Origin of the sequence: Stenotrophomonas maltophilia (assembly GCF_002799245.1) — a bacterium.
Lineage (GTDB): Bacteria > Pseudomonadota > Gammaproteobacteria > Xanthomonadales > Xanthomonadaceae > Stenotrophomonas > Stenotrophomonas maltophilia_S.
On record NZ_NEQV01000009.1, the window covers coordinates 61,442 to 83,013 of the forward strand.

Annotated in this window: 23 protein-coding genes and 1 pseudogene; 4 read left to right on the forward strand and 20 right to left on the reverse strand. The window is 61.2% G+C overall.

The window, feature by feature from the left end; genetic code table 11:
* Window positions 1-3: 3 nt before the first annotated feature.
* Window positions 4-210 carry a hypothetical protein gene (locus B9Y64_RS20835; protein ID WP_100442273.1) on the forward strand — a complete coding sequence of 69 codons (207 nt, stop codon included), beginning with the start codon at window positions 4-6 and terminating at the stop codon, window positions 208-210.
* Between the two features lie 12 nt (window positions 211-222).
* Here B9Y64_RS20835 and B9Y64_RS20840 read toward each other — a convergent pair whose 3' ends face one another.
* A complete protein-coding gene (locus B9Y64_RS20840; protein WP_100442274.1) occupies window positions 223-729 on the reverse strand; it encodes a GNAT family N-acetyltransferase in 507 nt (168 codons plus the stop codon).
* Between the two features lie 261 nt (window positions 730-990).
* On the opposite strand from B9Y64_RS20840, the gene B9Y64_RS20845 reads away from it, so the two are divergent.
* The 3 genes from B9Y64_RS20845 to B9Y64_RS20855 are packed head-to-tail and all read left to right on the forward strand — an operon-like array spanning window position 991 to window position 3,669.
* On the forward strand, window positions 991-1,647 hold the full coding sequence (locus B9Y64_RS20845) for a hypothetical protein (RefSeq protein WP_202909095.1): 657 nt from the start codon (window positions 991-993) through the stop codon (window positions 1,645-1,647).
* A gap of 43 nt (window positions 1,648-1,690) precedes the next feature.
* Window positions 1,691-2,344, forward strand: coding sequence for a hypothetical protein (locus tag B9Y64_RS20850; RefSeq protein ID WP_100442276.1), 654 nt, complete (start codon window positions 1,691-1,693; stop codon window positions 2,342-2,344).
* Window positions 2,341-3,669 carry an XVIPCD domain-containing protein gene (locus B9Y64_RS20855; protein ID WP_100442277.1) on the forward strand — a complete coding sequence of 443 codons (1,329 nt, stop codon included), beginning with the start codon at window positions 2,341-2,343 and terminating at the stop codon, window positions 3,667-3,669. Before B9Y64_RS20850 ends, B9Y64_RS20855 begins: the two co-directional genes overlap by 4 nt.
* Before the next feature lie 54 nt (window positions 3,670-3,723).
* Here B9Y64_RS20855 and B9Y64_RS20860 read toward each other — a convergent pair whose 3' ends face one another.
* The 19 genes and pseudogenes from B9Y64_RS20860 to B9Y64_RS22645 all read right to left on the reverse strand — a co-directional run bounded on the left by B9Y64_RS20860 (window position 3,724) and on the right by B9Y64_RS22645 (window position 21,571).
* Window positions 3,724-4,989 (reverse strand): hypothetical protein, encoded by a 1,266-nt coding sequence (locus tag B9Y64_RS20860; protein ID WP_428993248.1) that lies wholly within the window; start codon window positions 4,987-4,989, stop codon window positions 3,724-3,726.
* Window positions 4,990-5,087: 98 nt separating this feature from the next.
* A complete protein-coding gene (locus B9Y64_RS20870) occupies window positions 5,088-6,095 on the reverse strand; it encodes an XVIPCD domain-containing protein (protein WP_100442278.1) in 1,008 nt (335 codons plus the stop codon).
* Window positions 6,096-6,152: 57 nt separating this feature from the next.
* Window positions 6,153-6,689, reverse strand: a complete 537-nt coding sequence (locus B9Y64_RS20875; protein WP_100442279.1) for a hypothetical protein — start codon at window positions 6,687-6,689, stop codon at window positions 6,153-6,155.
* Between the two features lie 515 nt (window positions 6,690-7,204).
* The gene (locus tag B9Y64_RS22630) at window positions 7,205-7,744 is read right to left on the reverse strand and encodes a DUF4189 domain-containing protein (RefSeq protein ID WP_100442280.1); all 540 of its coding nucleotides are present in this window, start codon (window positions 7,742-7,744) and stop codon (window positions 7,205-7,207) included.
* Between the two features lie 152 nt (window positions 7,745-7,896).
* Window positions 7,897-8,166 (reverse strand): DUF4189 domain-containing protein, encoded by a 270-nt coding sequence (locus B9Y64_RS22635; RefSeq protein WP_100442281.1) that lies wholly within the window; start codon window positions 8,164-8,166, stop codon window positions 7,897-7,899.
* Between the two features lie 866 nt (window positions 8,167-9,032).
* A complete protein-coding gene (locus B9Y64_RS20895) occupies window positions 9,033-9,581 on the reverse strand; it encodes a DUF4189 domain-containing protein (protein WP_329913206.1) in 549 nt (182 codons plus the stop codon).
* A gap of 40 nt (window positions 9,582-9,621) precedes the next feature.
* A complete protein-coding gene (locus B9Y64_RS20900; protein WP_100442338.1) occupies window positions 9,622-10,470 on the reverse strand; it encodes a type IV secretion system protein in 849 nt (282 codons plus the stop codon).
* 81 nt (window positions 10,471-10,551) lie between these two features.
* A complete protein-coding gene (locus tag B9Y64_RS22440) occupies window positions 10,552-11,106 on the reverse strand; it encodes a DUF4189 domain-containing protein (RefSeq protein ID WP_343124716.1) in 555 nt (184 codons plus the stop codon).
* Window positions 11,107-11,434: 328 nt separating this feature from the next.
* Window positions 11,435-11,710: a hypothetical protein gene (locus B9Y64_RS22640; RefSeq protein WP_413483100.1), complete on the reverse strand. Its 276-nt coding sequence runs from the start codon at window positions 11,708-11,710 to the stop codon at window positions 11,435-11,437.
* An 84-nt stretch (window positions 11,711-11,794) separates the two neighbouring features.
* Window positions 11,795-12,268, reverse strand: a complete 474-nt coding sequence (locus B9Y64_RS22445) for a DUF4189 domain-containing protein (RefSeq protein ID WP_100442340.1) — start codon at window positions 12,266-12,268, stop codon at window positions 11,795-11,797.
* A 1,004-nt stretch (window positions 12,269-13,272) separates the two neighbouring features.
* Window positions 13,273-13,788, reverse strand: a complete 516-nt coding sequence (locus B9Y64_RS20925) for a DUF4189 domain-containing protein (protein WP_100442282.1) — start codon at window positions 13,786-13,788, stop codon at window positions 13,273-13,275.
* A 58-nt stretch (window positions 13,789-13,846) separates the two neighbouring features.
* Window positions 13,847-14,575, reverse strand: a pseudogene (locus B9Y64_RS20930) (type IV secretion system protein); the annotation flags it as partial.
* A 44-nt stretch (window positions 14,576-14,619) separates the two neighbouring features.
* A complete protein-coding gene (locus B9Y64_RS20935) occupies window positions 14,620-15,156 on the reverse strand; it encodes a DUF4189 domain-containing protein (protein ID WP_238379958.1) in 537 nt (178 codons plus the stop codon).
* 9 nt (window positions 15,157-15,165) lie between these two features.
* Window positions 15,166-16,326, reverse strand: a complete 1,161-nt coding sequence (locus tag B9Y64_RS20940; protein WP_100442283.1) for a type IV secretion system protein — start codon at window positions 16,324-16,326, stop codon at window positions 15,166-15,168.
* A gap of 83 nt (window positions 16,327-16,409) precedes the next feature.
* Window positions 16,410-17,348: a hypothetical protein gene (locus B9Y64_RS20945; RefSeq protein WP_157804550.1), complete on the reverse strand. Its 939-nt coding sequence runs from the start codon at window positions 17,346-17,348 to the stop codon at window positions 16,410-16,412.
* Entirely contained in the window at window positions 17,278-19,725 is a 2,448-nt protein-coding gene (locus B9Y64_RS20950) for a VirB4 family type IV secretion/conjugal transfer ATPase (protein ID WP_100442285.1), read from the reverse strand. Before B9Y64_RS20950 ends, B9Y64_RS20945 begins: the two co-directional genes overlap by 71 nt.
* A gap of 81 nt (window positions 19,726-19,806) precedes the next feature.
* Window positions 19,807-20,115, reverse strand: a complete 309-nt coding sequence (locus tag B9Y64_RS20955) for a type IV secretion system protein VirB3 (RefSeq protein WP_080347493.1) — start codon at window positions 20,113-20,115, stop codon at window positions 19,807-19,809.
* Entirely contained in the window at window positions 20,108-20,515 is a 408-nt protein-coding gene (locus tag B9Y64_RS20960; protein ID WP_100442286.1) for a TrbC/VirB2 family protein, read from the reverse strand. The genes B9Y64_RS20955 and B9Y64_RS20960 overlap by 8 nt, the downstream gene beginning before the upstream one ends.
* 72 nt (window positions 20,516-20,587) lie before the next feature.
* Window positions 20,588-21,571 carry a lytic transglycosylase domain-containing protein gene (locus B9Y64_RS22645; protein WP_100442287.1) on the reverse strand — a complete coding sequence of 328 codons (984 nt, stop codon included), beginning with the start codon at window positions 21,569-21,571 and terminating at the stop codon, window positions 20,588-20,590.
* Between the last annotated feature and the right edge of the window lies 1 nt (window position 21,572).

Consider the following 21,572-nt stretch of genomic DNA (forward strand, 5'->3'; position numbering starts at 1 on the left):
TGCATGGAAGGTGGTAGAGCTCTGCTGACCCTGTTCGCTCTGGGAATCAGCCTGGTCTGGATCCTGGTACCGTTCGCGATCTTCGCGGTACGCAATCTGCTGCGCGAGCTGCTGGCCGAGCAGCGCCGCACCAATGAACTGCTCGAGCACATCGGCGGCTACCGCATTCCCAAGCCGCAGCCCGAGCCCACTGTCTGGCGTGCGCCCTGATCTTCCGCATGCTCAGGCGGTGGCTTCAAAGGCCGCAGAGTAGCTCACCTCTCCCTGCGCCATCGGTGGTCGCAGGCACAGCGCCTGGAAGTACTCTGGCGGGACACCGGGCAGCACCAGGCCCGGTTCGGCGCGGAACCCGAATCGTCCGTAGTACGCGGGCTCCCCCAGCAAGACACAGCCCTGCGCGCCCTGCTCACGCAATGCGTCGAGCGCCGCGTGCATCAGCGCCGCACCAATGCCCTGCCCCTGCCATCCGGGCAATACCGAGATCGGCCCCAGGCCGAGCCAGCCCGTGCTGCCATCGCTGATCGTCACCGGCGACAGGGCAATGTGCCCTACGACCTGGCCGTCCTTCTCGGCAACCAGCGAAAGATTGAGCTCTCCACGCGAACGCAGTGCATCAACAATGAACTGCTCGGTGTGGCTGCTGTGCGGGGCTTCGCGGAAGGCCGCCTCGGTGAGTGCGTGGATGACAGCCTGGTCTTCGCGGGTTTCAGGACGGATCGTGCAGTTCAAGGGGAACGCCTTTGATGAAGTGATGAAAATGTGAATTGTCGCTTTCTGTTGCGGATTCAGCCGCGAACATGCGTCCGGCGGCAAAGCCAACGCGATGATCGGATGCCCTCTGCAGCAAGCGATCTGCCGGCGCAGCGCGCCCTGCGCGCGTCAAAAATCCGTCCCGAAGGGTGGCACAGTGCTCCCGGCACGCTCCATAATCGGGAAACCTGCCACCCAGGAAGGATATATGGACATGGACGCACGATGCAGGATCGGGCCATGGGTGTAGCACACCCCGAACGCGGGGGACGGCCGCTGCTGGCATTGCTCGCCGTCCTGCCGCTTGCTGCATGCTCGCCCTACGCCGACGCCGAGCGTGACGTCGCCGCGGGTGGACGCGGCCTGGCCAAGCTCAACCCGGCGCCGCAGCAGGCCTATGAGCTGGTGCTGACACTGAAGGACGCGCCGGGCCCGTTCGCGGTCATTGAGGGCGTGGCCCAGTACGACGCCAGCAACTACGCAGATTGTGGGCGGATCGTGCCTGCAACAGGTACTGCAGGCCGCATCACCAGCCAGGAGCCCGTCACCCTGCACAAGGTCGGCGCGAACGAGTACCGCGGCAGGTTCTATCTAGACCGCATGCAGGACGAGGACTATTACGGGCGTGGCGTCTGCCATTGGACGCTGACGGGTGTCGGTACGATGTTGCGTGCCACGACTGGAGAGGCGGATACGCGATTCCTGACGTACTTCAAAAAGGAACGCATGAACGCCGGATCGCCGTTGACTCTCTACTACCCGAAGGTCGCCTATCCTCGCGCCGAACTTGCTGCCAACTATCCAGCAAGTGGCAAGGAAGATCCGTCAGCGTACAAAGAAGAGCTGCGCGACGCGCTGTTCTCTACCACCACCACTGTGCAGAAGCTTGCGCCATGAACTGCCAGTGTCACATCTACCTCTATCCCCAAGGAGGCCGACATTGCGCCACACGATGATTCCGTGCCTTGCTCTGCTTCTGTTGACCGCCTGCCATCCGGAGACCGCCATGAACCAGGAACGTGCCGCTGCTGAAGCCGATGTCGCCCAGGGTGGGCGTGGCCTCGCCAAGCTCAACCCCAGCCCGCGCAAGGCCTATGAACTGGTGCTGCGCCTGAAGGACGCCCCGGGCGATTTCGCGGTGGTCGAAGGCGTGGCCCAGTACGACGTCAGCAATGAAGACCAGTGCGGCCACATCGAGCCGGCCACCGGCACCGCTGCACGCATCACCAGCCAGGAGCCGGTGGAGCTGCGCAAGGTCGCTGATGGCGAGTACCGCGGCACCGTATACATCGACCGCATGCTGGATGAGGACTACTACGGTCGCGGTGTCTGCAAGTGGGAGTTCACCGGCGCGGGGGCGATGTTGAAGGCGACGGGCGCCGAAGAAGAGACCCGCTTCCTGACCTTTGTCGACGCCAAGCCGTTGACCGAAGGTGGCGCGCATACGCTCTACTATCCGGACCTGGTCTATCCGCGGGCAGATCGCGTTCCCAACTTCCCCGCCAGTGGCGAGCCCGAGCGCAGCAGCTACGCCGCAGATCTGCAGGACAAACTGTTCACGATCACCCTCTCCGCAAGTGAGGTGGCGCCGTGACCATTACCTCCCAGGATTATGCTGCGTTATCTGATGACGCCTACAAGGATCGGGCCGTCGGCCGACGCACCCCCGGCCAGGAAGAGAAGGTCACGTTAAACGGTCATGAGTACAAGATACTTGAGCATGTCAACAATCGGCTCAACGGCTATCAAGGTACCGTCTACCAGCGCGTAGACAGCAAAGAGATCGTCATCGCCCATCGTGGCACCGAGCAGATCGCTCGGGATGCGATCCTGACCGATGGCGGCATGGTGGTTGCTCGGACCAATGTGCAGGCGCCAGACGCGATCGCGTTGACACAGAGAACGCTCGAAACTGCCGCGCTGCAGGGACGCTTGAATGGCGGCCATGCCCCTCAGGTCACCGTCACCGGCCACTCCCTCGGTGGCGCCCTGGCCCAGATCACCTCGCACCACTTCAACGTCAAGGGCGAGACTTTCAACGCCTATGGCGCGGTCAGCCTCAGCTACCGCATCCCGGAAGGCGGCAACACCATGATCAACCATGTCATGGCCTCCGATCCGGTCAGCTCGGCCTCACCGCACTTCGGCCAGGTACGCATCTATGCCAAGCCGGATGAGATCAAGACACTCGCCGCAAACGGCTTCAGCAATCACCCGATGCGCGCCCTTATCCCGGACAGCCCGCTCGTCGCAGCGGGCAGCTCGTTCGGCGCGCACAAGCTGGGCAATTTCCTCGGCGACGGCTCCGTGCTGCAACACCCGGAAACGCAGAAGCTGGCAAAAGACAATGCCAAGATGATCGAGGAGTACCGTGACGACGTCGAATCACTGCGTCGTGGCGTCACCCGCGCGGCACGCGGCATCCCGGGCGGCGCCGTCGATCTGTACGACCATATCCGTGGCCCGCTGCAGCCGGGTGAGCCGGCACGCCGCGAAGCGGAGAAGAACGGCCATCACACCAGCATGCTGCGCATGGACGATGCCAACCATCTTGGCAATCCCTTGTTCAACGATGCGATCCGTGGCGTGCATGCGCAGGACGTGCGGGTCGGCCGCGTGCCGGACGTGATGAGCACGCAGCTGGCAGGCAGTCTGGCCGCCGAAATGCATGCGGCAGGCGGCAAGCGCATCGACGAGGTGATGATGAATGCCGATGCCTCGCGCAGCTTCGCCGTGCAGGGCCAGGGCGGCGACCCGGCGCACCTTCGTGTGTCGGTGGATACGGCAGTGGCGATGAACACACCGCTGGAACAGAGCAGCCAGCGCATCGACCAGCAAGCCGCCAATCAGCGCCTTGCGCTGGAGCGCGACCAGCAGCTGGAGCAGCAGCAGAACCAGACCCGCAGTCTGCAGGCCTGATCATCACCGCGGGAGCCGGCTGGCCCGGCTCCCGATTGACTTCGGCACTCCGGCTCAGGGGCTGGACGCTGCCATTGGCACGGATGTTCCGGCCGTCACGAACAGATCCGGCCCGGAATCCGGGAATCCGCCACAGGCGCGATCGCCGGGTGCCACCGGATCACAGGGCCACTGCGCACGCGCGACCTTCTCGCGCAGCTCGAAACGATCACCGGTCCAGACCACGAACGCGATGTGCTCGCGGCTCCAGTCACTGTAGGCGCGCGGACCGCCCTTCTGCGCCGTCTCCGGGTACTGCACGAACCAGCGCATGGCCGGGCCGTACTGCAGCTTGCTGTGATCCAGGCTGATCCGGCCCTCGCGCGACAGCTGGCGCGCACGGTCAGCTTCCGTCACCTGGGGCATGGCCGGCATGGCATCGGCGGTCACATCCCTCGGCGCGGCATCACCGCGCACCTGGTACACACGCTGGGCCACATAGGCCTCGCGGCAGCCACCCGCTGGCACGCGTACCGGTTCCGCGCCGTACTCATCACGGTTGGCGACCCGGTCGCTGCAGGTGAACGGCGCCGACACCAGGTAGAACGTGCTGTCGGCGTCGCGTCCCTCCAGCGAACGCACCCATATGTCGCCCATCCGCACGATGAAGTCCGGGCGCTGGCCGTAGCCCGGCACCGCCTTGAACCAGGCCTTCTGCAGTACCTCACGCTCGCGCCAGCTGCGCGGCAGGTGGATGTCCTGCTCGGGCAGCGCGACCAGCATCGCGGCCAGATGCGCCGGCATCGTGCCCTGGCAGGCGCCGATCAGCAGGTCGCCCTGGGTCGCCAGTCGACCGGCCAGATCCACCGGGCAGCGGGCACCGAGCGCACGCTCGGTCGCCTGCTCGGGCGGCAACGGCACGATGGCCAATGCGGGAGGTGCGGGCGCCACCGCCGGGGCGGCTGGCTCGACTGCGGCAGGCGGTGCGGCCGCGGGAGCCGCCGCTGCGGGGGCAGCAGGCGGGGGCGTCGGGATTGCCGCTGGCTCCGGCTGCGCGTCCACCACGGGGGTCGCAGGGGCTGCCACGGCAGCCGGTGCCTCGTGTGCCGGAGTCGCGACAACGGCTTCGGTCGTGAGTGCCGCAACGGGCGCCGCTGCGGCAGGCGCATCAACCGTCGCTTCCGCAGCCGGGGTCGTCTCCACGGCGGGTGGCGTCGCCTCCTGAGCCTGTGCCGATGCTGCGGCAAGTCCAAGTGACAGCAACCAGAGCGGCGTCAGGCGGCGCACGGATGCATTGCAGCGGGCAGCGGTGTGCTGGGCATTCGGGGGAACGATTCGCATGTGGTGTCCTTACGAGTGGGTTTCCATGTCGGCGCCACGGAGGCGCCACGCGTCGTACGTAAAGCGCCTGCGGGCACCCCGCCCGCGGGCATCGGGTATTACAGAGATCGCGGGCGCTGCTCCTGCTCGCGGGCGAGCACGGCAGCCGGGTCCTCCTGCGCGACACTGGCGGCCAACTGCTGGCTGCTCTGCGCCAGCGGCTGCTGCGCCGCCTGTTCGCGGTCGACCGATGCGCGCAGCATGGCCGGATCGCCCAGTGCGCCCTGCACCGCAAACAGCGTGCGACCGTCATTGCCGGCCAGCAGATGATCGATGCGCGACATCCCCGCCTTATGCGCGCTCAGCGCCAGTGCGCCGGCGGCGTTGTCCAGTTCCTGCCCGCTGCGCAGTCCGCTCTGCGGCCCCATCTGCTGCAGGTGCTGGCGCGCGCCCTGGAACAGGGTGTGTCCCGGCTCGCCCGGCTGCGACATGTCGCGCATGGCAGCCTGCTGTGCGGGCGCACCTACTTCGCCACGCTCCAGGCGCGCCATCACGTCAGGTGTCAGCTTCTGCTGCCACACATCGAATCGCTGCTGGCGGGCCTCGATGCCGTTCAGGCCACCATTGATCGCACGCGTCGCTTCGCGCACATCCTCGCGCGCCGCCTCCGGCACCCGCGCCTGCCACTGCCATACGGCAATGCGGCCTGCGTGCTCGGGCTGCGCGGCCAGTTCCGGGTGATTCACCAGATCCAGATCCAGCGCCTTGCCGGCACGCTCGTAATTCTCCTTGCCGACCAGCGGCAGATAGCCACGGCCGTGATACTTCAATGCGTCACCGGGCGTATCGTTGCCCATGCGCCCGCCATACATCAGTTCGGCCAGGTTCTCCGGCCGCCCACGCAGCGCCTCCTGGCGGGCGCTCTCAAGCGCACCATTGCCATTGCGCCACGCCGCTTCCACCGGGATCTGCGAGATACCCCGGGTGAAGTTGAAACTCTCGTTGAGCCGGCTCAGGCCACGGGACTCATGCCCGGCCTGCGCCATGAAGTTGGCCAGTTCCCGGGACGAGGTCATGCCGGCCTCCGTGGCCTGCCGCAACAGCTGCGACTCTCTATCCTGCGACACGGTGAAACTCCTGCTCGATCATCGTTGGGTACTCCCGCCTCCTCACAGGCATGGCACTCAGGGCAAGCTCACGTCGGCGACGACGGACGGGTCGAAATCCTCGAACCGCACCCGGCCCAGTTCGGCCGCCGAGAAGTCACGCGTATGGGTGGCTTCGGTCTCGGTGTCGACCACCCTGCGCTGCACGCCATGCACCCAACAGGCCTCGTCGGCCGGAACGTAGCGGAACGTGTAGATGCTGCTCCAACGCTCGCGGCTCCCGCCGTTGGTGATCACACTGAAAGCGCCATCCTCGATCGTCACGTACGCGAAGGGATCACCGGCAATACCACCACGGGTGGAACACGGCACCAGCTTGTCGTTGCGCGCGGCCAGCTGCCATCGGCCAGCGGCGTCGCCCAGCAGCAGCAACAGCACCCGGTTGGGACCGTGCTCGCCGGGCAGCAATCCTTCCGGAGGGGGTTGGTCGATGACCAGGAGCTGGTCCTGGAAACCATTCCCGGTGAGATCGCCGCGTACGGCTTCCAGCAGGTTCGCGCCCGACGGAACGAACGCCAGGGCATTGTCCATATGGGTGCCACTCCCCTTCTCCATCCCGTGCGACTCCTTCAATGCCGTCTTGCCCTTACCCGTGCGGTGGCCGAAACCGGTGCGATGCTCCACGCGCGCCCAGCCTCCGCCATGCCGGATGATAGCCCTGAGCCCACGGCGACCGCGACGGTGGCAAGCGTCATCCGCAGCGCGGGTGATCAGAGTCCTCATGGACGGAAAAGCTCCTGCGTTCGATGGCACCAATGCGTCGGGATTTTGACGCGCACGCAGCTTACTTCGAGGAGGCGGGGCTCGTCGAAGGGGGCTTGGGATGAAAAGCGCACTTGATCACAGAAAAAGCGCGGTTAACGTGAATGGTTGCCCACTCAGCAAATGGGTCAACGCAGGCGTCCTTCAGAATTGGCAGATCCGAGAATGCTCTCGTGCCATGTAGCAGAAGTATGATCTGAAATTCAGTTGCCGGGAGATTTTCCCGGCGGCCTCTAGCGATGAAAAGACATCGGACTCAAGCGCGCCCTGCTAGACAAGACGCAAAGACCTCTGACCGCTAAGGAGCATCAATAGGCACGAAATTCCGGCAAGCTGCAGGCTGAGTACACAACTTCGCAAGATTGATTGCGGTCCCCGCGACATTCCCGCAGCGCATTACGTTTGGCCAAATCTGCCGTTTCTGCACGCCACGAAACAGTAATCGCTCCAGGATTCAGCGCCCCAACCGGATCAGCCATCGCGACGCATTGGTTGTAGTACGAGATGGCAATTCGACAATTGCCACCTCCCGCTCTCCTGCACGCATCCAACGCGACAGACCGGGCCAGACTCTCGGTTCTCTGGGAAACCGCTGTGCCCGTTGGCTTACTCCCTCCCTGAGAGGAAACCGCGCCCTCGGCTATAGCTCCCCATCGCTTCTCCCACTCCCCTTTAGGCGCCTGCCTTGGGGCTTGTGAGGGAGGGACTGATGCCGCAGCCCCAGGAATCGACGCACAACCTTGAACACCCTGGCCTCCAATCGGGTAGAAGCCAGGCGGGCAGTTCCCCTCAGCGAATGCTACTGCGGGTAAGACAAATAGCCCCAGAAGGAGGGTCCAGTTACGCATGCAGAGCCTCAGAATAAATAAGTTTACCTAGCCTCATCGGAATCATTTCGACGGTGCGTTCCCGTATTTTCCTGAGGTCATTCCATCACCACCTGGGGCCGCACTCCCCCCTTCCACTATCGTACGACTACCCTGATGTTGAACAGTCTGGGTCACACCCTGTGAGCCCATGTAGCTACCCAGCGTACCCTGGAAGAACATCGCGGCCTCTGCTCAACGTCCCTGCCCCTACTGCGGGCACGGACGACTGCGGCGCACTGGCCAAGCGTGAAAGCAGCCACCACTTTGCAGTCACCTGCTCCGCACTGACTGACCGCGGTGTCACGTGCATCGCGCTCGTTCAACCTCAAATGGATCGCGTAGGCCTTGGGCGCACTGCCAGCGGCGATCGCGCTCCGAGACTGGGCGATATTGGCCATCATGCGGCTGTTCTTTGCGGTTCGGCGTCTCGCTGAGAACACTCATGCAATCAGGCGCGCAGCCTGTCTGGCGACTGCTGATGCAAGACCGCTGCGATGCCCGGGAGGTCCGTGCTCGGCTGACCGTTTTAAGCCCAGACGATGGTGGCGGAGAGTCAAAGGTACCCTGCAATCTCGGAGTGACTGCAGAGCCTACACCCATCGGTTGAGATTCGTGAGTCGCCGGTGCGTTCGGCTTGTATTGCCCTCCGCCCGTCGAACCCGGCGGCTTACCATTCGGGCCCGGCGATGCCGGCACTGCACTGCCGCCCCTCTGCGAATATGCCATGAAGCTGCCCAATGTTCCCTGGAAGAACATCGCCGCCATTGGGGGCGCATGCTTCGTTACTGCTGCGAGGCTCTCGGCCCAGCAGTATCCTCCAAGGAACTACCCATTCGATACGGCCAGAAATATGTCGCGACGGAGTTACTTGCGCTTGTGCCTGCTCATGCCACCCGCAACATATGGCCAGCATCAATGATGCGCCCCACTAATGGAGCAGATAGCATCGCATCAGCTGAGAACCGGCAGCAATACGGATCATTCAACGTACGCCTAATATCTCTTGAAAAGTGGAATAGTACACGCGACGTAGACGGATCTGCATTGCGCTCCGGCCGCCGCTCTACAGTCCCGCAAGGCAGTCTGAGTTGCCCAGTCTACTGTAGTAGCATTAACGCATTTCGTCCCAGTGAACATCAGCTCAGGAGAGGAGAGGAGACTGCTGAGACACATTCAGCCGGAAGTAGGCGCGCAGCATTTTATGCCGTGAATCGCCAAGGATAACATTATTCGAAACTATACCAGCGAGCCCACCGGCACATTTACATCAAAACTCTTCAAAAATAGGCTTGGTACAGTTTTCATACAGCACCGCGCACTTCCCGCCCACATCATTCTTGCACTTGGAATGCGCCATTATCAGCGCCATTTCCGGCGTAGCACCACGCCCCAGTGCCGACATTCCACGACCAGTCTTCCCACTTGGAATGACCCAAGCCACACACTGATTTCGATACGCCAAACTGACGGAGCAATCGGCGGCACCTGTTGAACTGCACTTCCGCAACGCCTCTTGCTCAGCCGCTAGCTGTGACCGAAGGCCGGTCGATGCTCCTGCGTCCTGAGTAGACCGGGACTCGGCGATTGCCCCCCAAGTCTTTATCCACCGCCCCGTCGGAGAGTTTGCGGGCAATTCGGAAATCCCGCCACTCGATGTGCTACTCGGTGCGCCACTTGGAATGGGTGCACAACCTTGGGCGCCCTGACCACCGATTGGGTAGTAGCCGGGAGGACAGTTCCCCTCCGCCGCAGCCGTCGCGGCTGCGCCCAGAAAAGCAAGCATCGACAAGGAGATTACATAGCGTCGAAACCTCATTCTCCAACTTCCTCCAATCTCTGGACCGCAATCATCCAATTCAAGCTACACCCGTACCAGCGTTACCCCTAAGGCCTGGAGACTGTGTCGCGGAATCCGGGCCGACGTGCAACCTAGGGTTAGCTGCCTGCATTCCCATGGGTGAACCTCCACTTTCTCCCGCGGGGGCTTGGGGCCTGTAACTTTGCCCTCCGCCCGTCGAACCCGGCGGCTGACCATTCGGGCCCGGCGATGCTGGTACTGCACTACCACCTATCTGCGAATATGCCATGAAGCTACCCAAGGTGCCCTGGAAGAACATGGCCGCCATTGGGGGAGCGGTCAGGATCAGGGTTGTGAGAATCAGGCCCATGCCGCCCTGCTGCATCGCCTGGCTGGTCATGCCGTCGCTGGAGGCGCCTTCGAGTAGGAACTTGTTGACCAAGGCGGTGGACCAGAACGCGGTCGAGACACGGATCACCATGTCCAGCGCGATCGATACCATCGCTGCCAGTACCGCCATCGAGAACATCGTGCCGATGCCGTAGAACAGCCATCGCTGGAACAACTGCTTGGTCTGATCGAACAGCAGGCACAGAATGAACAGTGGTCCCAAGCCAATGAACAAGGCCATGGCGACCTCATACAGCAGCAACATGGAACCTGCCGTCACTGCAGGTCCGCCCGTGCCCAGGCCGATGAACCACAGCGCCCGGGTCTTGTCCGCCTGCAACCCTGGATCATTCAGGATCTTGATGCCATCAATGCTCGACAGCGCCACCTGCATCCAGGCCAAGCTCTTGTCGATCTGGTCTTCCGGCTGCTGGTCCTTGCCGGTCACCACGTGGGTGATCAGGCCTTTGACGTCCTCGTTGAGGAATTTCTGCAGGTTGCTGCCGAACATCGCCATGCTGGTGGCAACGGTGACGATCAACGCAGCACCGCACACATCGCGGCATCAGCATCCATCAAGAGTGAGGCTACGGGAGGATCAGTACGCCTTGAAATACGGCTCCGTGCAACCGCTGTAAACAACCTTGCACGCCCCCCCCACCCCCGTAACTTGACAGTCCTTGAGAGCGCGGGCCTGAGCCACGCCCACATCAGCACCGGTATGGATCTTCGTACCACGCCCCCCACCAGCGGTAGCCGCAGCTACACACGTGTTCTTGAATGCTAGATCGATCCGACAATCACTAGCCCCCCATTGGGCGCACTGCGCGAGAGCATCCTTCTGAGCATCAGACTTGCTGAATTTTCCCATCGAAACTCCCGCATCACCTGACGCGGAGCTGGAGAGCGCGCCCCAAGTTTTGATCCAGCGACCAGTTGGCCTGGGGCCAGATTCCGCGCCCCCCCCTCCCGCTGGAATTGGCGCACAGCCAGGCGCTCTGTCATCTCCGATTGGGTACTGACCGGGCGAGCACCTACCCTCTGCCAGCACTGGTCCGGCAACAACCGATAGAGCAGCCATAGTACAAACGACTATCACGGCGCGGAAAATCGGGGCGGTCGATTGAATACCTGATCTGTAGCCGTTTCTCATCTTGAATCCTTTGCCGTGACTGCGACACCTCGCTGCCCAGTATCTTGACTTACACCTGAGGCCCCACTATTCACGCCTCCCATTCGACTGTAGTCAGCGCCGGAACTACCGCTACCACCATGATCATTCGATTTGGGAGCCGGCGGCGTATACGAACCCGGCGGCTGGCCCTGTGGACCCGGCTGGCCCGCTGCCGATCCACCGATCTGGGAGTATGGCGCGAAACCACCCAAGGTGCCCTGGAAGAACATGGCCGCCATTGGGGGCGCAGTCAGAATCAAGGTCGTCAGGATCAATCCCATGCCGCCCTGCTGCATCGCCTGGCTGGTCATTTGGTCTGATCAAGCAGCAAGCACAGAATGAACAGAGGTCCCAAGCCGTTGAACCACATCGCGTGGGCCTTGTCAGCCTGCAGCTCGGAATCATTGAGAATCTTGATGCCATCGATGCTCGACAACGCCACCTGCATCCAGGCGAGGCTCTTGTCGATTTGCATCTCCGGCTTCTCGTCCTTGCCGGTCACCACATGGGCAATCAGGCCTTTTACGTCTTCCGTTAGGGATTCATGGAGATCGCGACCGAACATTCCCAGGTTCGTCGCCACTACCACGATCGGCAATGGTCTTCAGCACTCTTCAACATGCGATGACCAATTCAAGAACTCTGTCGATAATTCGCCCAGCACAGCTCAGAAAGATTCAAATATTGGCTCAGCACAATCCGTGTACAACACCTTGCATTGCCCTCCACCGTTCTTCGCACAGTAGGAGAGAACCCGACTGGTCGCCTCCTCTCTTGAGCCGGCGACTGATATTGAAACTATTCCCTTACTGCCCGGCTCAGGGTCAGCATATGCGACGCACTGGTTCTTGTACGTTGTATCGATCTTGCAGTCTTTCGCCCCGTGTGTCGCGCACCTAGCAAGCGCTTCTGAACCAGCTTCTCGCTTGGAGCGCCTTCCAACGGAAGCCCCCATATCGCCCGTGCTTGCCGCCCCCGCAATTGCCCCCCAAGTCTTGATCCAACGCCCAGTAGCAATAGGACCGCTCTGCACGCCTTCAGCACCGGAGCCGGGAATAGGTGCGCATCCACCTACTCCTTGACCACCGACCGGGTATTGCCCTGGCGGACAACGCCCTTCCGCTTTCGCCTCACCCGTCATAAACAAACATAGGAGCAAGCCGGCAGGAATGAAGGGCAATATGTATTTCACACTTTTACTCCGTTACGTATGGCGGCTATTGATTGCCGGGATGTGCAGCTCTGAGACCGGTTTCGGCGACCCTGGTGGAATCTGACGACGGAAGAGTTGAACGTGCAGTCGCATGACGATCATGCGCACCACTGTCTTGGCCGGACTGCCCCTTCTCCGGAGCGGCCGATGTGTAGTAGCTACCCGGCGGCTGCCCATTCGGCCCCGGCGCCTGCGCCACCGGGCTGCCACCCATCTGCGAATATGCCATGAAGCCACCCAAGGTGCCCTAGAAGAACATGGACACACCTGGGAATAGTCAGAATAATATTCTTCATAATCAATCACATGCCACACTTCTGTGCCACACACGTCACCCGCAATGCTCGTCGTCAGAGCCCTCATTGACGAAAATGCTCCTGCGTTATAGGGCCCGATGCGTCAGCATCTTTGACGCGCATGCACCCCGCTTCGAGAAGAAAGCGGAAAATAGAAATGGCCCACTTCTCAGTAGGCCACCCCTAAATAAGATGAGCAGAACTTCAGCATGCAACCAAGCCCAACCAATGCCACGAGTCACATCAGCGGAAAGACTTGAACTCAGACTCACTACAGGCCGAGTAGATGGCGCTGCACTCTGTACCGTTTGCCGCCGCCTTACGCTGACCCAGTGCATTGCGCCTAGCTGAAATCGGGGCACACTCAAGGACACCCTGAGCACCACTTACGAAATGTTGTCCTGATGGGCACTATCCCACGTCATATGAGACTGAAAGAATCGGAACAGCCTCTTCTACTCCTAGCCCCATCAACGAACAAGTCCAGCTCAACGAAGAACCTTGGACGAGTTCTGCATGCTACAGCTATGGCTGCAGCGACTATTAGAACCCCCTAATCTTCAGCTAGCCAGGCCAACCGCATATCTCAGCAACCGAATTGAAACTCGCTCGGAACGAAACGCGATCACAGTTGATTCAGAACTTATCAAACAAGGGCTCACTACAGTCGGTGTACTTAACCACGCAAGATCCACCGCCATTATCTACGCAATTCTTCAGCGCCGCCTTCGCAGCAACATCTTTAGAAGCCGCCCCTGCCATCGCTATCTTCCCACCAGAACCAGACTCGGGAGCCACAAGAGCAGCACACTGATTCTTGTAGGTGAGCCCAACGGTGCAGTCCTTCGCTCCATACGCTGCGCATCGCGACTGCGCCTCAGCTATTGCTTCCGCCTTGGCACGCTTTCCAACAGAAGCGCCCACGTCACCCGTTGCAATCGAACGAGAGATGGCCCCCCAGGTCTTTATCCAACGTCCGGTCGCTCGAGGGCTTGGAACCTCCGCACCAGCAGTTCCACCAGGAATCGGAGCGCAGCCGCCCACTCCTTGACCGCCAATCGGATACTGACCAGGCGGACAACGGCCCTCCGCATATGCCGTTATAGAGAATGCAAGCAGCAGAACTAACAGGAGCACTTTTTCAAGTTTCATAGGCTTTATTCAACGATCAATGCAATTCGGGGCAACTTCATGCCAAAGGAAAGTGAAGCTAACGATTTGCCCCCCGAAGACCCGTCTCCTGTACTCCCTGCGCCGTGTTCTGCGGCAACGTCATGCGTGATACTCCAGCCGTTGCATCCTGAGTGCTGGTGGATACACCAGCATTGCTGGATGGCTTATCCGGCGTATAGTAACTACCCGGCGGCTGCCCATTCGGGCCCGGCGCCTGCGCCACCGGGCTGCCACCTATCTGCGAATATGCCATGAAGCTGCCCAAGGTCCCCTGGAAGAACATGGCCGCCATTGGGGGCGCAGTCAGAATCAAGGTCGTCAGGATCAATCCCATGCCGCCCTGCTGCATCGCCTGGCTGGTCATGCCGTCGCTGGAGGCGCCTTCGAGTAGGAACTTGTTGACCAAGGCGGTGGACCAGAACGCGGTCGAGACACGGATCACCATGTCCAGCGCGATCGATACCATCGCTGCCAGTACCGCCATCGAGAACATCGTGCCGATGCCATAGAACAGCCATCGCTGGAACAGCTGCTTGCTCTGATCGAACAACAGACAAAGGATGAACAGTGGACCGAAGCCGATGAACAACGCCATCGCGACTTCATAGAGCAACAGCATCGAGCCAGCAGTCACTGCCGGGCCGCCGGTACCCAAGCCGATGAAATGGCGCGCGTCTTGTCTTCCTGCAATGCTGGACAGCGCTATCTGAATCCAAGAAAGACTCTTGTCGATCTGCTCCTCCGGCGCCTGGTCTTTTCCGGCTAATCAGGCATTTCTACGTTTTCAGCCAGAAACTCATAAGCGCAACCTCAGAAGTTCTCAAACTCAGGCTCGGTGCATCCAGAATAAATCACTTTACAGCCATCGCTCCCCTGCTTTAAGCACGCATTCACAGCCATCTTACTCGCAGCATCAACAGATGCCGCACGTGCAAACGTGGAGCCACCAAATCTTGCATCACTGGGGGATACGAATGCTGCACATTGATTATTGAACTCCAATACCACCCTGCAATCCGTAGCCCCCCGCTGCGCGCAATTAGCAAGGGACTCCGAAGCCGCATCCCTCTTCTTTCGCTTACCGAGAGCCACGCCGACATCGCCCCCCTTCGCTAAAGCGATGGCTCCCCAAGTCTTGATCCAACGCCCTGTCGCAACAGGCGACGCTTGGCCTGCTCCAGTGGTACCACCTGGGATGGGAGCACAGCCGCCGACTCCCTGACCACCAATTGGATACTGACCAGGAGGACACCTACCTTCTGCATTGGCCGTCTGTGGCAATTGGCAGGCAATGATTCCCACACCCAGCAGGATTACTGCACCTGAATAGACACGAATTGACTTCATTTCCGGCCTCTAGTTCGAAGCTAAGCCTTTACGGCCAGTATCAGAATTGCCTGACCCAGCTGTGGAGTTGCTGCCAGTGACTACGACATTGCTCCCAACTGAAGTCGATCCACCCGATTGACTGCCAACGCTCGCTGAAGGTTTATCCGGCGTGTAATAGCTACCCGGCGGCTGCCCATTCGGCCCCGGCGCCTGCGCCACCGGGCTGCCACCTATCTGCGAATATGCCATGAAGCTGCCCAAGGTTCCCTGGAAGAACATCGCTGCCATTGGGGGAGCGGTCAGGATCAGGGTCGTGAGGATCAGGCCCATGCCGCCCTGCTGCATCGCCTGGCTGGTCATGCCGTCGCTGGAGGCGCCTTCGAGTAGGAACTTGTTGACCAAGGCGGTGGACCAGAACGCGGTCGAGACACGGATCACCATGTCCAGCGCGATCGATACCATCGCTGCCAGTACCGCCATCGAGAACATCGTGCCGATGCCGTAGAACAGCCATCGCTGGAACAGCTGCTTGGTCTGGTCGAACAGCAGACACAGAATGAACAAGGGACCCAGGCCGATGAACAGCGCCAGCGCGACCTCGTAGAGCAGCAACATCGCACCAGCGGTGACCGCCGGGCCGCCCGTGCCCAGGCCGATGAACCACAGCGCCCGGGTCTTGTCCGCCTGCAACCCTGGATCATTCAGGATCTTGATGCCATCAATGCTCGACAGCGCCACCTGCATCCAGGCCAAGCTCTTGTCGATCTGGTCTTCCGGCTGCTGGTCCTTGCCGGTCACCACGTGGGTGATCAGGCCTTTGACGTCCTCGTTGAGGAACTTCTGCAGGTTGCTGCCGAACATCGCCATGCTGGTGGCAACGCTCACAATCAACGCCGCGCGCGCCATGTTGGTCACCAGCACCATCATGGAGTCGCGGCTGCGGCCGGTGACGATCCGGAAGCCCTGGATCAGTACCCACAGCGTCATCAGCACCAGGGCAATGCCACCGACCCAGGACATCATGCGCCCCATCAGGTCGATGCCGTAGTCACTGATCCTGTCGCGCAGGTAATCCATGATCAGCTTGAAGAAGACGAAATCGCCGATCGACTGGACACGCACCGCGTAGCCCAGCAGATCCTGCAATCCGCCTGAGAAATCAAAGTTGGCCAGCCACCTGATCGTCATTTCCACAATCCCTTGGTAATTCCGTTACTGCAAAGAACGCCGCATCGCTTTGCAGCGCCTATCTACGTACTAGCGGCCTGCAATCATTTGACGCTGAGCGCGGTCTTCAGTGCGGTGGTCTTGACCATGTCGCTGATCAGCTGCTTGGTCGGGTCCCCCTTCAATGCGGCCTGCGCCACCACCTTCTGGTTGGCCTCCATGACCTCGATATAGGCATCATAGGATTTCATCCGTGCTTCCCAGCTCTGGGCAAGTGCGGCAATGTCATTGGCGGTGCGCAGCGATTCGCTGTCGGCACCCTGCACGGTGCCCTGATCGTTGTTGGTCAGGCGGATCTTGAGGATGCGGGTCAAGGAGTTGTTGATGCGCGGAACGGTCTGGGTCAGGAAATCGATCGCGTCGTTGTACTTGCGGTTCTGCATCATCCGGATGTTGACGCAGATCTGCATCTGCTGCTCCTTCACATCCGCCTGCGGATTGAACACGAACACCTTGAAGGCGGACTCCAGGCTGAAGTCCAGCGCCTTGCCGCAGGTTTCAGCAACCAGATAGTTCGGCGCCACCGGCACCAGCGGCGCGCTGTCGGGCATGCCGAAGCTGTTTACCGCCGCCTGCACCTGGATCAGCGCCTGGCGATACTGTTCCAGCGTGCGGATCCAGCGGGTGTTCTGCTCGACGTACTCGGCCGCGTCCTGCGCTTTGGCCGCGTAGGCGGTCGCCTCAGTCTTGTAGGTGTTGATCTGATTGAGCAGGTGCTGGATAAGGCTGGTACCGGTCTCCTGCACGGGAATCCAGGCGCTGACATTGGCGCTGCCGAGCGTCATCATGGCTGCCACGGTCATCGCTGCAAGACGGGGCGCGCGGCGGCGGGGCGAGGAAGCTTGCTTGGTATTGTTCATATCAGTCTCCATTGATCGGAACTCGTAGTCTTCGGGCAGGCCGTCTCGCGGATCAGGTAACAGTGTCGCGCGCTGCGACAGCCGCCTTGCCCGAGCCCTTTCGATTCTTGTAGAAATCTTCAAGCCACTGTTCCGGCGTCAGCTCATCCACCGTCACCCGTGCGCGTACCGCAGCTGTCTGCAATACCCGATGCATGATGTCGATGTTGTCAGTGGACGCCGAGATCACCGACAGAATGTCATCCATGCCGCGCAGGTTGAGCTGGCACACGCTGGACGCGTGACCCTGCTTGACCAGGAAGCAGCGCGAGCGCTCGTCCAGGGCGGTGACCACCTTGAACTCGGCCTCGGTCAGCTTCAGGCCGTCCATGTAGTCGCTCTTGCTGGCGTTCGGGTTCGGAAGCAGGATCAACGTGGCAGTCTGCTCGATCAGCGCTGCCGAGATGTCGCTCTTCAGCGCGTCCTCCGGGCTCTGCGTTGCGAAGATGCCCAGACCATTCTGCTTACGGATGGTCTTCTGCTTGTTCTTCGCGAACTCCTTCAGGCCACCCTCGCCGTCCAGGATCTTCCAGAACTCGTCCATCACGTAGATCAGCGGACGACCATCGATCAGCGACTCCAGGCGGTGCAGCAGGTAGTTGATCACCGGCACACGCACTTCTGGGTTGTCGATGATGTCGGTGTAATCGAAACCGATGATGTTGGCCTTGCTCAGGTCAACGGTGTCGACCGGATTGTCGAACACCCAGCCCAGCGAATTGCCCGAGGTCCAGCGACGCAGGCGCGCGTAGAGGCCATCGTCACCCATGTTGGGCAGGCTCTTCTGGAAGTTGGTCATGCTGCGCAGGTGCATCGGCGTATCGAGCATGCTTTCCACTGCGCGATAGATGTCTTCTTCCTCGCGGGCACTGTACTCACGCTTGCCGGCCAGCACCTTGATCAGGTCGGCCAGGAACTGCACGTTGGCTTCGTTGTTCTCGCACTGGAACGGGTTGAAACCGGTCGGCGCGCCATTCTCCAGGGCCAGATAGTTGCCTCCGCAGGCGCGCACGAAGATCTCCGCACCACGGTCCTTGTCGAAGAAGAAGATGGTCGGCGACGGCTCGTATTTCTGCACCTGGCTGAGCAGGAAGTTGATCAACGCGGTCTTACCGGTACCGGACTTGCCGATCACCATGGTGTTGGCGATCGCCTTCTCACCCAGCGAATTCTCCGACGGATGGGTCGCGTGGAAATTGAAGTAGTACGGCTGGCCGTTGGTGGTCTGCAGCGTGGTGACGCAGTCGCCCCAAGGGTTGTTGTGCTGCTTGCCAGTGGCGAAGTTGTGCAGCGGCGACAGGCCCAGGAAGTTCAGCGAGCTGACATTGGCCAGGCGGGTGCGATAGCGCCAGTTGCCCGGCAGCTGCGAATAGAAGGACGAGGTGACCGCCAGGTCTTCCTTGGTCGATACGAAACCGGCATTGGAAAGCTCGGCGCGGGTCGAGGCAACGTTCTGCGAAAGCTTGGCCTGGGTGTCGCCGTACACCGCCATGATGAAGTGGTATTCACCCAGCACGAAGTTGCCCGACGACAGCTGATCCATCGCCTGGTCAAGCTCGACGATCTGGCTGACCGCCTTGTCGCCGGAGGAGATCATCATGCCCTTGGTACGGTCGAGCACCTTCAGCGCATCCTGGCGCCCCATCGGGCTGAACGAATGGGTGATGACGTACTCGTAGTCCAGGTACTTCAGGCCGTTGAGGATGCCCGGGTAGGTTCCCTCGGCATACTCCTTGATGTTCAGGATGGCGCCGTAGTGATTGGCACCATTGGGGGTGTTGATGGCGAAATCGCCGGTCTTCGCCGAGAACATGTGGCGGCTGACCGGCAGGTAATCCTTGATCGGTGCCGACAGCACCGGCACCGGCTCGTCGATGCGGTTGATCAGGTAGCCGAACAGTTCCAGCGTTTCCGAGAACACCACACCGTTCTTGGCTTCGTACATGCCCAGGCGATACGGTGCGTAATCGCGGATCACGGCCTCGACGTTCCCGGCGAGTTCCATCAGCTTCTCGACCGCCTGCTCCTGCTCGGCGCGCAGCTTTTCCACGTTCGCCGACTTTTCGACGAAGCGCTTACCCGCCACCACCGGGCGGTAGATCATGGTCAGGTACAGCTCGTTCTGCATGATGCGCTGCGAGGACAGCATGCCCATGTACTGGTCGGACACGTCCTGGTTGAAGCGCTGCCTGTAGTTGCTCTTGCCCTTCAGCGTGCGGCGGCGACGGATGTCGTGCACCCAGAAGGCGACGTTGACGAAGTCGGGTGCGCGCAGCGTCTGCAGCAGGCGGTTGAACGTGTTATGGCGGTGCTCGAGCTCCCACTCCTCGCGGCCGACGAACGGCAGCCCTTCCAGATGCCAGGTCAGCAGGTAGTCGCCGCCCGTGGTCTTGACCACGTTCGGGGCGACATGCGACGACAACGGGATGAACTCACTGATGGAGGTGTCAGGGCTGAACATACGACTGCTTCCAAAGAGGTACTGCCAAGGAGTTTCAAGAGACCTGGCGGGCGCGGACGCCCGCCAGGCCGGATCCGGACCTCAATCCATTCGGGCCGGCTTGTTGCGGTAGTGATTGGGGTTGAACACCCACATGCCGTCATGTTCCGGCACGTTGCGCACCTTCAGCTTGAACATCAGGCGCAGCCCCAACAGCCGGAAGATCATTTCGTCACGCTTGGCCATGTGCCGCATGATGAAGATCGCCACCGGAATGGTGAGCAGGAACCAGAAGTTCGTGTACACGCTGAGGAGCAACAGCCCGCCCGCCACCATGAAAAATGGCAGGTAGGGCACGCCCAGGAACATTGCTGGACGTGTGCAACCGCGGAACAGGACGTTCTTATGCACTGTAGTACTGGATGGCGTTGTTGATCAGGTAGTACGTCGAGCCGCCACCGGTGCACTTGCCGTCACTGCCCTCGCCCAGCAGCATGCGCGCGATCTGGCCGGCGGCACCGATCAGCACGCCACCGATCAGGATCGGCGCGACGTCAGCGATGCGCTTGTGCGCGAAGGCGATCTGGTAGCCGGCGAAGATCACCGCAATGGTCACCACGGCGATCGAGGCCATGTTCAGCAGGCCATTGATGTTGGAGAAGAAACCGCAGACCTTCTTGTCGGTACCGCCGAAGTCGGGACTGGTGGCGAACACCTGCGGTGCGAACATGGCGCCGACGAAGATCGTTGCCATCAGCAGGGTCTTCAGCGTGCGCTGGGCCTGGACGAGGTCGAGATTGGATCGCTTCATGGATTGATTTCCTTGTTGATGGACTAACACAACTGAATGGCCTGGCAGGTGCCGGGCCGAACCACGACTTCGTCAGAACACGAAGGCCGCATCCCCTGCGGGAATCTGCTGCACCGGCGCAGCCTGCACCGGTGCGTTGTATGCATTGTCGCCACCGGCCACCGGCTGGTTGCGCTCGCTCCAGGGCCGCAACATCACGGGCCCCTCATTGCCAGCGCCAGCTGCGCCCGGCAACTGCTGCGGCATGGCCATCGCCTGCGCAGGGCCCTGCTGCGGCAGCTGCTGCGGCATGCCAGCGGCCTGCTGCTGCGGATAGGCGCCCGCCTGGGCCGACTGCGCCTGCGGCTGCATCATCCGGTCCACCGAACCCAGCACCACCTTGGACAGCGCCTGATCGGCGATGTTCAGCAGGCTGCCCCGCGCCATCGCACCGGTGGACGGATAAACGACATACGCACGTGCCGGGTCTTCCGACGACACGTATACCGGGCCACTCGACTGCGCGACGATGCGTGCCTGCGCCGGAGAGGCCAGCTGCGGATGATGCTCGACCTTCACGCTACGGCGTTCGCCGCGGCTGACTACGTCGATCGGCGCAACACCATTGCTGGCAAGCTGCTGCCCACGACGCATGGAGTCGTAGACCTTCTGCACGTAGCCGTGACGGAAGCCGGTCTCGAAATTGCCCGAGTAGTAGCAGCTGAACGACTTGCCCCAGTCACCACCGGAGCGCTTGTAGCATTCGGCGAGGATGCGCGAACCCGCCTGCAGGTTCGGGCACTGCTGGAAGGCCTTCTCGTAGGAATCCAGGCCGTACTTGCCCAGGTTGTAGCGATTGACCTGGGCCAGCCCGATGGAGAAGTTGTAGCCCTTCTCTTCCAGCATGCGTACCGTCGCCAGCGCCTCGTCCAACGCCTTGGGCTGGCGCACCAGCGCTCCGCCGACCACACCGATGGCGTAGGGATTGCGCGACGATTCGACGTTGATGACGTGCTGCATCACATCCATCGAAACGGCCATCTCCGGGCATGCCATCATTTCCAGTCCTGGCAGCATC